This is a genomic window from Shinella pollutisoli, assembly GCF_024609765.1.
GTDB lineage: Bacteria > Pseudomonadota > Alphaproteobacteria > Rhizobiales > Rhizobiaceae > Shinella > Shinella pollutisoli.
Genome location: NZ_JANFDG010000011.1, coordinates 131,238 through 143,281, shown reverse-complemented (window position 1 = coordinate 143,281; position 12,044 = coordinate 131,238). Strand labels below are relative to the sequence as shown.

The 12,044-nt window shown below is 66.6% G+C and carries 9 protein-coding genes and 1 pseudogene; 9 read left to right on the top strand and 1 reads right to left on the bottom strand.

From position 1 onward, the window contains the following. From cas3 to NNZ72_RS11185, 6 genes are all read left to right on the top strand, one after another. On the top strand, positions 1–2,157 hold a 2,157-nt coding region (cas3, locus tag NNZ72_RS11210), incomplete at its 5' end, for a CRISPR-associated helicase Cas3' (protein ID WP_257315395.1). Positions 2,158–2,214: 57 nt separating this feature from the next. After that, entirely contained in the window at positions 2,215–2,883 is a 669-nt protein-coding gene (gene cas5c, locus NNZ72_RS11205) for a type I-C CRISPR-associated protein Cas5c (protein WP_257315393.1), read from the top strand. Further along, positions 2,880–4,643 (top strand): type I-C CRISPR-associated protein Cas8c/Csd1, encoded by a 1,764-nt coding sequence (cas8c, locus tag NNZ72_RS11200; RefSeq protein ID WP_257315392.1) that lies wholly within the window; start codon positions 2,880–2,882, stop codon positions 4,641–4,643. Before cas5c ends, cas8c begins: the two co-directional genes overlap by 4 nt. After that, on the top strand, positions 4,640–5,590 hold the full coding sequence (gene cas7c, locus NNZ72_RS11195; protein WP_257315391.1) for a type I-C CRISPR-associated protein Cas7/Csd2: 951 nt from the start codon (positions 4,640–4,642) through the stop codon (positions 5,588–5,590). The genes cas8c and cas7c overlap by 4 nt, the downstream gene beginning before the upstream one ends. A gap of 765 nt (positions 5,591–6,355) precedes the next feature. Beyond that, complete coding sequence (locus tag NNZ72_RS11190; RefSeq protein ID WP_257315390.1) at positions 6,356–6,799, top strand: SRPBCC family protein; 444 nt, start codon at positions 6,356–6,358, stop codon at positions 6,797–6,799. Positions 6,800–6,843: 44 nt separating this feature from the next. Continuing rightward, complete coding sequence (locus NNZ72_RS11185) at positions 6,844–7,317, top strand: VOC family protein (RefSeq protein ID WP_257315400.1); 474 nt, start codon at positions 6,844–6,846, stop codon at positions 7,315–7,317. 107 nt (positions 7,318–7,424) lie between these two features. On the opposite strand, the gene NNZ72_RS11180 is transcribed toward NNZ72_RS11185, so the two are convergent. Continuing rightward, positions 7,425–8,396, bottom strand: coding sequence for a GlxA family transcriptional regulator (locus NNZ72_RS11180; protein ID WP_257315389.1), 972 nt, complete (start codon positions 8,394–8,396; stop codon positions 7,425–7,427). 104 nt (positions 8,397–8,500) lie between these two features. Here NNZ72_RS11180 and NNZ72_RS11175 point away from each other — a divergent pair. The 3 genes and pseudogenes from NNZ72_RS11175 to NNZ72_RS11165 all read left to right on the top strand — a co-directional run. After that, positions 8,501–9,406: pseudogene (locus NNZ72_RS11175) on the top strand (DJ-1/PfpI family protein); the annotation flags it as partial. A 321-nt stretch (positions 9,407–9,727) separates the two neighbouring features. Continuing rightward, a complete protein-coding gene (locus NNZ72_RS11170) occupies positions 9,728–11,083 on the top strand; it encodes an NAD(P)/FAD-dependent oxidoreductase (protein WP_257315387.1) in 1,356 nt (451 codons plus the stop codon). Positions 11,084–11,230: 147 nt separating this feature from the next. Continuing rightward, positions 11,231–12,043, top strand: coding sequence for an IclR family transcriptional regulator (locus NNZ72_RS11165; protein ID WP_257315386.1), 813 nt, complete (start codon positions 11,231–11,233; stop codon positions 12,041–12,043). The last annotated feature ends 1 nt before the right edge of the window (position 12,044 follow it).

The window sequence follows — 12,044 nt, the reverse complement described above, 5'->3', positions numbered from 1 at the left end:
CCTCAACGCAAGAATGAGAGACCATCTCACAAAAACGCTTGCGGCCTAACACCGTTGCTTTTTCACGACCTCGGAAAATACAGTCCTGCTTTTCAACAACGCCTGGACGGCGCGACGGAGCCCGTCGATCATTCCACGGCCGGTGCGCAGGTTTTGCGCGATCTCGCCGGGGGGAGCGATGCCGCCATGGCGCAGGTCATCGGCTACTGTATTCTCGGGCACCATGCGGGCCTGCCCGACAGGCTGGACGGACCCGGCACCTTCGATCATCGCATGAAGCAGCCGCAGGCAATCGATCCGGCCTGGATGGACGAATTGCAGGCGGAGATTGCTGGCCTCGCGCCCGACATGGTCCAGCGCTTCCCCACCGACCGGGCCGGCCATGCCTTCTCCTGGGCCTTCATGGGGCGGATGCTGTTCTCGGCGCTGGTGGATGCGGATTTCGCGGATACCGAACGCTACTATGTGGCGCTGGGCGAGAGGGAGGCGGACCGCGACTGGCCGGCGCTGTCCGCGCTGATCGATGACTTCATCGCGCGTTTCGATGCGCACATGGCCTTGCTTTCGCGACAGGAAGGGATGTTGAATTCCTTGCGCCGCGAGGTGCTGGCCCATGCGCGCGCGGGGGCCGGGCGGAAGCCGGGCCTGTTCACGCTCACGGTACCGACCGGCGGGGGCAAGACGCTTGCCTCCCTCGGCTTCGCGCTGGATCACGCCCGCCGGCACGGGCACCGCCGGATCGTCTATGCCATTCCCTTCACCGGCATCATCGATCAGACGGCGGAAATCTTTCGCTCCGTGCTCGGGGAGGGCAATGTCCTCGAGCACCATTCCTCCATCGAGGAGGAGTCGTTCGACGCGAAGCGGCGCGAGCGCAAGGATAAGTTGAAGCTGGCGATGGAGGACTGGGCGGCGCCGGTCGTCGTGACGACGACCGTGCAGCTTTTCGAGAGCCTGTTCGCGGCCCGCCCGTCACGGGCGCGCAAGCTGCACAATATCGCCGGTTCGATCGTCGTGCTGGACGAGGCGCAGACCTTGCCGAAGGCCCTGCTGATGCCGATCATGCGGGCGCTGGAGGAACTGGCGCGTCGCTACGGCTGCACGGTCGTCCTGTGCACGGCGACGCAGCCGGCGCTCGGCAAACGTCCGGAATTGCCCGGCGGCCTGCCGCTGGAGGGCCGGGAGCTGGCGCCGGACCCGCGGGGGCTGGCCGCGAAACTCGCACGCACGCGCATCGTCCATGCCGGCGATATGGACGATGCCGCACTGCTCGATGCCCTTGCCGGCCACGATCAGGCACTGGTCATCGTCAACAGCCGGCGCCATGCGCTGGAACTCTACCTGCGGGCGATCGAGACCGGGCTGGAGGGAGTCGTCCACCTGACGACACGGCAATATGCGGCGCATCGCCGGCGGATCCTGGCGGATGTGCGGGATCGCCTGAAGGACGGGCGGTCCTGCCGCCTGATCGCCACGAGCCTGATCGAGGCCGGAGTCGACGTCGATTTTCCCGTCGCCTGGCGGGCCGAGGCGGGTCTGGACCAGATCATACAGGCTGCCGGCAGGGTCAATCGGGAAGGCAGGCGCGACCGCGAAAGCAGCATCGTCACGGTCTTCAATCCCCCGGCCCACCGGCCTCCCGCCGAAATCCGCGGCCTGATCGGCGACATGAAGCGGATCATCGACAAGCATGCCGACCTCACCTCGCTCGCCGCCGTCGAGGACTATTTCGGCGAGGTCTACTGGCGCATGGGCGAGGGCATGGACGGAAAGAAAATCCTCGGCCGCTTCATGCTGAATGGCCGTACCGGCTGTCATTTCGACTATCGCACGGTCGGCCAGGATTTTCGCATGGTCGAAAGCGGGCTGGCGCCGGTGATCGTGGCGCTGGACGAGGAGGCAAGGAAGGCTGTTGATCGACTGAGGGTGGAGGCGATTCCCTCTGGATTGCTGGCGCGAAAACTGCAATCCTCGGTAGTGCAGGTGCCTCCGAAGGCGAGGGACTTGCTGATCGGGAACGGCCATGCCGCATTCGTTGCGCCGCAATGGAGGGGGGACCAGTTTGCTGTCCTGCAGACGGCCAGCCTGTATCGCCCGGACGTCGGCTTGCTCTGGGAGGATGCGGGCTATCCCGGCGTGGAGGATATGATCTTCTAGCGGAACCTCCGGCAACGGGTGTTCTCATGCGTTTTGAATGTCTTGGGGAGGGACGCCATGGCCTTCGGAATCCGCCTGAAAGTCTGGGGCGACTATGCCTGCTTCACGCGCCCGGAGATGAAGGTCGAGCGCGTCTCCTACGATGTGATGACGCCCTCCGCGGCGCGCGGCCTGCTGGAAGCGATCCATTGGAAGCCGGCGATCCGCTGGGTGATCGACGCGATCCATGTGCTGGAGCCCATTCGCTTCCAGTCGATCCGGCGCAACGAGGTCGGCCACAAGGCGCCGGCGGGCAAGATCCGGTCGGCGATGAAGCGCGGCGATCTGGAGGGGCTGAACCTGCTGGTGGACGAGGATCGCCAGCAGCGCGCCGCCACCGTGCTGGTGAAGCCGGCCTATGTGATCGAGGCACATTTCGAGCTGACGGGGAAGGCCGGCCCCGATGACAACGAGGGCAAGCACCTCGATATCTTCAACCGCCGCACGGCGCGGGGCCAGTGCTTTCACCAGCACTGCCTCGGCATGCGGGAATTCGCGGCGCATTTCGAACTGCTCCCGCCCGATGCGCCGCTGCCGAAGGCGATCGATGAGAGCCGCGATCTCGGCTTCATGCTGTTCGACATCGATCACGCGACGGAGGGGCGGCCGTCGCTTTTCTTCCGCGCCGCGCTGGAGAACGGCGTGATGCGGGTTCCGTCGCCCGGCTCCCCGGAGGTTCGGCGATGACGATCCTTTCCGCGCTTGCAAGGGCCTATGATCGCCTGCCGGATGCGCCGCCGTTCGGGTACTCCTCGGAAAAGATCGGTGTCGTCGTCGGCTTGAACGAGGACGGGTCCGTCGCCGGCGTCACCGACTGGCGCGAGGGCGAGGGCAGAAGGGCGTGGCCACGGCCGATGCTTGTGCCGCAGCCCGTGAAGCGCACGGCGGGCATCGCGCCGAACTTTCTCTGGGACAAGACCTCCTATGTCCTGGGGGTGACTGCTGGCGAGGGACGACGCACGGCAGACGAGCATCGGGCTTTCGTGGAGCGGCATCTGGCGGACTTGGGGGAGAGCGACGATCCCGGTCTGCGCGCTTTCCTGTCGTTCTTGACGACGTGGTCGCCGGAGCGGTTCCAGGCTTCGCCCTGGCAGGACGACATGAAGGACCGGAACGTGGTCTTTGCGCTGGAAAGCGACCGGCGCGCGAACATCTTCCTGCACGACCGTCCTGCCGCCAGGGCCCTGTGGGAGCGTTTGTCGAGCCGGCAGAGCGGCAGGGAGCAAATCTGCCTCGTTTGCGGAGAGCCCGGAGCCGTTGCGCGCCTTCATCCGTCCATCAAGGGTGTCCGGGGCGCGCAATCGTCAGGCGCGGCGCTCGTCTCCTTCAACCTCGACGCCTTCACCTCCTACGGCCACGAGCAGGGTGACAACGCGCCCGTGTCCGAGGCCGCCGCCTTCGCCTATGCGACCGCGCTCAACCGGTTTCTGGAAAGGGACAGCGGACACCGCATCCAGATCGGCGATGCCTCGACGGTCTTCTGGGCGGATGCGTCCGAGGCGGGGGCGGCGGAGGCGGCGGAGACGATGTTTCCCGCCCTCTTCGACACCGTCGACGAAGAGCGGGAGGCGGACGAGAAGATCGGGGCGAGACGTATCCGCGAGCGGCTGGAGCGGATCCGCAAGGGTGTGCCGCTCGAGGAGGCGGAGCCGGACCTCGGCAAGGTGCGGTTCCACGTGCTCGGGCTTGCTCCCAATGCCGCCCGGCTTTCCATCCGTTTCTTCCATTCCGGCAGTTTCGGCGAGCTGATGCGGCATCACCAGCAGTTCGTCTCCGACATGCGGGTCGAGCCGCCGCCGCGCGATCCTTTCCCGCCGCTCTGGCGCTATCTTCGCGAGACCGCCGTCCTCGGCAAGGGAGAGAACGTCACGCCGAACCTTGCCGGGGAGTGGATGCGTTCGATCCTGTCGGGCACGCATTATCCGCTGACGCTGCTGTCGTCGGTGCTGACGCGCATCCGCGCCGACGGCGAGATCAACGCCCTGCGCGCCGGCATTCTCAAGGCTTTGCTCATCCGCAATTTCAAAAGCAGGGAGGCCCCCGTGGCGCTCGATCCGACAAACCGGAACAAGGGCTATCTGCTCGGGCGGCTGTTTGCCGTCTATGAGCACATCCAGATCGCGGCGCTCGGCTCGAAGGTCAACGCCACGATCAAGGACAAGTTCTACGGCTCGGCCTCCGCGCAGCCGCGCAAGGTGTTTCACCTGCTGGAGGGCGGCTCGGCCAACCACCTGTCCAAGGTCGGTAAGCAGAAGCCCGGCTACAAGGTCGTTCTGGAAAAGCAGGTCGGTGCCATCATGGAGTTGATGAGCCCCGGCGCGGACCCTTTCCCGGCGTCGCTTTCCGCCGAGGACCAGGCGCTTTTCGGCCTCGGCTACCATCACCAGCGCAACGAGTTTTTCAAGAAGCCGGCTGAAGCCGCTTCCCCGGGGGAGACTTCCGCATGACCGCGATCGCCAACCGCTATGATTTCGTGCTGATCTTCGAGGTCGTCAACGGCAACCCCAACGGCGACCCGGACGCGGGCAACCTGCCGCGGCTCGACCCGGAGACGAACAGGGGGCTGGTGACGGATGTCAGCCTCAAGCGCAAGATCCGCAACTATGTCGATCTCGCCCGCCACGGCGAGGACGGCTTCCACATCTACGTCGAAGAGGGGGCGATCCTCAACGACAAGCACCGGCAGGCCTACAGGGCGATCCGCGAGGGCGACCCGAAGGTCGGGAAGGACGCGAAGCTGAACCCGAAGGACGATGCGGAGGCGAAGGCCGTCACCGCCTTCATGTGCCGCAACTTCTTCGATGTGCGCACCTTCGGCGCCGTCATGTCCACCGGCGTCAATGCCGGCCAGGTGAAGGGGCCGGTGCAGATGACCTTCGCACGCTCCGTCGAGCCGATCCTGCCGCTCGAGATCTCGATCACCCGCATGGCGGCCACCAACGAGGCGGAAAGGAAGCGGAAGGCCGAGGGCGACGACACCAGCGAGCGCACCGACAACCGCACCATGGGGCGAAAGCATATCGTTCCCTACGGTCTTTACGTCGCGCATGGCTTCATCTCCGCCAAGTTCGCGGAGCGCACGGGGTTTTCGGAAAGCGACCTTTCCCTGCTGTTCGAGGCGCTCACGACCATGTTCGAGCACGACCGCTCTGCCGCGCGCGGCGAGATGGCGACGCGCAGGCTGGTGGCGTTCAAGCACGACAACGCGCTCGGCAACGCGCCGGCACATGTCCTGTTCGAGCGCATCCGCATCGGCCGCAATGTCGATGGCGAATTCCGCGTCATCGACCAGCGGCTGGACAACCTGCCGCCGGCGAGAGCCTTCTCCGATTACATCGTCGCCATCGATCGTGACGGTCTGCCCGGAGGTGTCGAGATTCTGGAATTGCTGTGAGCCATGGCGATGGTGACGGCGACGAGGGCGGGGTTCCCGGTGCGAATTGGCAGAAGCGTGTGGAACATGGGAGCGCAAAGCCCGCCCCCGACCTGAATGGCACCTTGATCGTCCGAGTTTATACAGGGAGCAGTCGCCTCCCTCGGGGAGGCGTGGATCGAAACCTCTCGGTCTACCAGGACGGCCCGCTGCGCTGGTCGCCTCCCTCGCGGAGGCGTGGGTCGAAACTATCTCGACCCGCCCTACTGGGGCTCCGAGGGCGAGTCGCCCCTCACGGAGACGTGGATCGAAACGCGCAGTTGATGCATGGGAAGCATCCAACCCGGCGGTCGCCTCCCCCGCGGAGGCGTGGATAAAAACATGCTGGTGAGAGGGTGGTTGAAGAAGCGTTGTTGTGCCTGAGGAAGAGGTGCCGTGATGGGACCGTCGACGGACCGGCAGCCATCCCGGACGCTCCGCGGACAGCGGGCTGACCGCTGGCGGTCCCTTAAGCTGCCCGTCACGGTGCGGCGTGCGTGTCGCATAAGAGGCGGGGCGCCCATTGCGACCGGCAGCCGAGCTGCCGGCATATCCGCGGCAAACCGCGAGCCGGTGAAGGAAACCGCCAGCGCCAAACTTATTCCGATGTCATGTCGGATTCTCCTCGCTTCGTTCGTCTTGACTGCATCGGACGACGGGTGGCTGCCCGCGGAGCGCTGCGACGGCGGAGGCAGGCGCCCTCGTAAGATCGAACGCGCGGATGAAACCGAACCACAGGAGAACACCATGCCCAGCACGATCCGTCTGCATCGCGTCATTGCCGTCAAGCCCGAGAAGCTCTACCGCGCGTTCGTTGAGCCCGACGCGGTGGCGAGCTGGCTTCCGCCCTATGGCTTCCTCTGCACCGTTCACGAACTCGATGCGAAGGCCGGCGGTCGCCACAGAATGTCGTTCCGGAACTTCACGACGGGCGAGAGCCATTCCTTCGGCGGCACCTATCTGGAGCTCGTCCCGGGCGAGCGCCTCGTCTACACCGACAGCTTCGACGATCCCAACCTGCCCGGTGAGATGACGGTCACGGTGAGCCTGAGGGCCGTCTCGGTCGGCACGGAAATGAACATCGAGCAGCAGGGTGTGCCGGATATCATCCCCGCCGAGGCCTGCTATCTCGGCTGGCAGGACTCGCTGGACAAGCTCGCGAAACTCGTCGTGCCCGAGATCGACCAGTAGGCACGGCGGCTTGCGGCCGGAAAAGAAAGGACGAGCAGATGACGATCGCCAGGAACACCATATGCCTCTGGTACGACAAGGACGCCGAGGCCGCGGCCAGGTTTTACGCCGGGACGTTTCCCGACAGCTTCGTGGGCGCGGTCCATCGCGCTCCGAGCGACTTCCCGTCCGGCAAGGCCGGCGATGTCCTGACGGTCGACTTCACGGTCGCCGGCATTCCCTGCATCGGCCTCAACGGCGGCACGACGTTCAGGCACAGCGAAGCCTTCTCGTTCCAGATCGCCACGGACGATCAGGAGGAGACGGACCGCTACTGGAACGCCATCGTCGGCAATGGCGGCGAGGAGAGCGTGTGCGGCTGGTGCAAGGACAGATGGGGCATCTCCTGGCAGATCACGCCGCGCGTGCTGACCGAGGCGATGGCCGCCGGCGGCGCCGAAGCAAAGCGCGCCTTCGAGGCGATGATGGGGATGAAGAAGATCGACGTCGCCGCAATCGAGGCTGCCCGGCGCGGCTGAAACCGTATCGACCGGCACTCCCTTCGACGAGAGCTTTCACGCGAATGACCGCAGGAGGGCGTGGTACGACGACGATGTCCACCTCGAAGAGGAGATGTTCGACGCGATCAGTCTAAAACGCCGGCGACAGGCTCCCATGCCCGGGTTCGCCGCAATGCCTGCGGCGGCTGGCCGAGGCCTCGCAGGAAGGCGCGGCGCATGCGGCCGGGATCGCCGAAGCCGGTGGTCTCGGCGATGCGCTCCAGCGGTTCGTGGCCGGTTTCGACGGCCGTGCGGGCGGTTTCGAGACGCAGGCGCTCCACGGCCTTGGCGGGCGTCGTCCCGGTCTCGGCGGTGAAGGCGCGGGCGAAGTTGTGCGGGCTCATCGCGGCGCGCTCGGCGAGGCGCTCCACGGTGAGCGGCTCGGCGAGGTTGGCGCGCATCCAGTCGATCAGCGCGGCGAAACGGCCGGTCCGCCCGCCGAGCTCGACGAGGGCGGAGAACTGCGACTGGCCGCCCGGCCTGCGCCGGTGGACGACGAGCTGCTGCGCGACGCGCCGCCCGATGTCCGGGCCGAGGTCGTCCCCGATCAGGGCGATCGCCAGGTCGATGCCGGCCGAAATCCCCGCCGAGGTCCAGATGCCGCCGTCCCGGATGAAGATGCGCTCGGCGTCCAGCGTCACCTTCGGGTAGCTGCGCTCGAACCGCTCCGTGCTGTCCCAGTGGGTGGTGGCGCGCCTGCCGTCGAGCAGACCGGCCTCCGCGAGCAGGAAGGCGCCGGAGCAGACGCTGGCGATGCGCCGGGCCGTCACGGTCTTGAGCCAGGCGACGATCCGCTGCGCCGCCGCCCTGGAGCGGATGATCTCGCCGCCCGAAACCAGGACGGTATCGAAGGGACCGTCGCGCAGCGGCTCGGCCGCGAGGCTGAGGCCGGAGGAACTCTCCACACGCATGGTCGCGCGGGAGACGCCCGGCGCCATGACCGTGAGCGCGTAGCTGCCCGGCCGGAAGCGCTCCGCCATCTCGAACGCCGCGGTCGGCCCGGCCGCGTCGAGCAGCTGAAAGCCCGGATGGAGCACGACGGCGATGCTTCGCGGCATGGCGGTTTCTGCCCGATTTCTGTCATTTCGGCCATGATCGGCCGGCGATCGCCTCCAGTCAACCCGGAACGCGGAGAACCAAAGTGAGGAAGCGCAGGATCGCCATGTGGGGACTGATCGGGGCCGTCGTCGTCGCGGCGGGCGGTTTCGCTCTGTGGCTGGCGGCGCTGCCGTCCGACGTCGCGGCATCTCCGCCGCCGGTGCCCGCCAGCGAGACGACGGCAATGCTGGATGCGCTCCGGCCGCCCGAGCGTCGGCGGCCGGTCATCGCCGTCATCGGCCTCAACGACGCGACCGAGACGACCGACTACGTGGTGCCGACCGGAATCCTGCGGCGGGCCGACATCGCCGATGTGCTGATGCTGGCCGCCGGCCCGGGTCCGGTGCGCCTCTATCCCGCGCTCAACGCGGTCGAGCCGGACGCGACGATAGCCGCGTTCGACGCTGCGCATCCGGACGGCGCGGACTACGTGATCGTGCCGGCGATGAGCCGGGACGACGACCCCGCCGTACTGGCGTGGCTGCGGCAGCAATCGGACAAGGGCGCCGTCGTCATCGCTGTCTGCGCCGGGGCCAAGGTCGTCGGGGCCGCCGGCCTGCTCGACGGCAGGCGCGCCACGACGCACTGGTACTACCTGAAGGACCTGCTTCGGCGCAGCCCGGCGATCGACTACGTCGCCGACCGTCGCTTCGTGATCGACGGACGGGTCGCGACGACCACCGGCATCACCGCATCCGTGCCCATGATGCTGACCCTGATCGAGGCCATCGCCGGCCGCGAAAGGGCGGAGGCCGTGGCCCGGGACCTCGGCGTCGACCGCTGGGACGCGCGGCATGCGAGCAGCACCTTCCGGTTCAGCCGCTCGTTCGCCGCCACGGTTCTCGGCAACGTGCTCGCCTTCTGGAACCGCGACGATTTCGGCATCGCCCTCAAGCCGGGGATCGACGAGGTCTCGCTGGCGCACGTGGCCGATGCCTGGTCGCGGACCTACCGGTCGAAGGCGGTCACCCCTTAAGCCACCATCAAGCGGACGGTCGTTCTCGATCTTCCGGGATTCCACTTTTGATTGCGTCGTTAGCGGCGACCTGATGGGACACGCGGCGTCTGCCGTAGATAATCGACGATCCTCCTCGGCCTCGTTCAACCGGATCGGTTTCCGGCTAACTCGATCGGATACCGCCACCCCATCTCACGCGTCGGTGTCTGTGCGCCCTGGCCGGCTTTTTCCAATTTGATCCAGCCTATAGGAAACGATCTTGACATGGCGATATCACTATGATCTTCTATAAAAAACGATATTATAAAATCGCATAGCGATAGAAAGTAATTGATGTACGACCCGCTTGTCCATCCTTTTCCGGATCGCAGCCAGCCCGATCCGGATTCCTACTGGCTCAAGGTCGGCAACGAGGCGCCGGCCGACGACGGTCCGGTCGCCGGGGACTTGAGCGTCGACGTCGCGATCATCGGCGGTGGATATACGGGCCTGTCGGCGGCGCTGGCGCTCGGCCGGGATCATGGCATCAAGGCGACCGTGCTGGAGGCCCGGTCTTCCGCGTGGGGATGCAGCGGCCGCAATGGAAGCTTCGCCCGCATCTCCGGCGGCCGCGTTCCGTGGTCGAGCCTCGTCAAGACCTACGGGCGGGATACCGCGCGGGCCTATTTCGACGAGCTGAGGCAGGGTCTCGATACGGTCCGCGACCTGATCTCCACGGGCGGGATCGCCTGCGACAAGCAGCCCGACGGCGTCTACAAAGTGGCGGCCTTCGGCGCCCACGCCGGCGCGCTCCGCCGAGAGGAAGAGCTTTACAACGAGGTTCTCGGCTATCCGGCGCGATACGTCGATGCCGGCGGCCTGCACGGCGTCCACGAAGGGCCGGAAAGCCACGGCGCGCTCTACCTGCCCGACGGCTTCTCGCTGAACCCGCTGGAGCTGGCGCGCGGCCTTCACCGCATGGCGCGCAGCCACGGTGCCCGGATCCACACCAATTCGCCCGCCACGGACTGGATGCGCGAGGGCGATACGCATCGTCTCGTGACGCCGGCGGGGACCGTCCGGGCAAGGCGCGTCATCGTGGCGACCAACGGATATACGTCCTCGCGCCTCCATCCGCGCCTCGCCGCGCGGATCCTGCCCGTTCATTCCCAGATCATCGTCACGGCGCCGATGAGCCAGGCGCAGGTGGAGGCGAGCCTTCCGTCGGGAAAATGCATGTTCGATACCCGCGGGCTGCTCTTCTACTATCGTCGGCTGCCCGACGACCGGATGCTTTTCGGCGGGCGGAGCGCCATTTCCGGCAGCGACGCCGCCGCGCCCCGTCACCGGCAGTATCTCTACGACGCCATGACGCGCAAGTTTCCCGCGCTCGCCGGAATTTCCGTGGATCACTGGTGGGGCGGCTGGGTCGCGGTCACGCGGAACTCTCTTCCCTTCTGTTACAGGGTGCCGGCGATGGGCGATGTGTTCACCGCGGGCGGCTATGCCGGTAGCGGCGTTTCCTTCTCCATCCATCTCGGCACGAAGCTCGCGCTGATGGCGGCCGGCCGGCCGTTCGAGACGGGCGCCGCGTTCCTCGCGCGCGAGCCGGAGCGCTACCCCTTCGCCTCCTTCATCCGGCTGGGGCAGTGGATGGCGTATCGCTGGCTGCATGCCAGGGACGCCCGCGAAGCCCGCAGGGCAGGGTGACGCCATGGACGACCGCACGCCCGCAAGAGACCCGCAATCGATGCCCGGCCGCGTGCCGTGCCCGTCGCCGAACCGGCATGGCGGCGTGACAGCAGGAGGGGGAGTGGTATGACTGCGGTTCCCTTCAACCTCCCGCGATCCGGTACGATGACAAAAGTCGAAGACTCACCTCTCTATGTCACCGCTCTTGCCAAGGGCCTCTCGGTCCTGACGGCGTTCGGGCCTTCCAGACCCGCCATGAACCTCCTCGAGCTGGCGGACGCCACCGGCTTGAACAAGAGCACGATCCAGCGCTCCGTGTTCACGCTGGAAGCGATGGGCTACCTTGCCCGCGACGGCGGCTCCAAGCGATACCGCCTGACGGTCAAGTCGCTGGAGATCGGCACCGGCTATCTCCAGACGGCCGAACTGATCGAACGGGCCAATCCCTTCATCCAGCAGCTCAACCGCCAGACGGGCGAGAGCTGCAACCTGCTGGAGCCCTGGGGCACGGACATGGTCTATGTGGCCCGCTTTACCAGCCACAAGGAAATGCCGATCCATGTCCCGATCGGCCAGCGCCTTCCCATGTACTGCACCGCAGCCGGGCGCGCCTACCTGTCCGCCCTGCCGACCGAGGCCGCGGCGTCCTATATCGAGCGATCCAGCCGGGTGGCGTACACGGCGCACACGGTGACGGACCCGGCGGAGCTGCTGGCGCTGCTCGTGCGGGCGCGGACCGACGGGTTCGCCCTGATCACCGAGGAAATCTACGTCGGCGATATCGCCGTCGGCGCCTGTGTCGTCAATGCCGACGGGCAGCCGCTCGCCGCGATCAACATTTCCGTGCCCTTCAGCCGCTGGCGGCCCGAACAGGTGCTCTCGGACCTTGCGCCGCAGCTCGTCAATACGGCGCGGGCGATCTCGAGCGCCGCGAAGGGGCTGAAGCCGTCCGGCGCGATGAAAAGCCATCAAACATAGA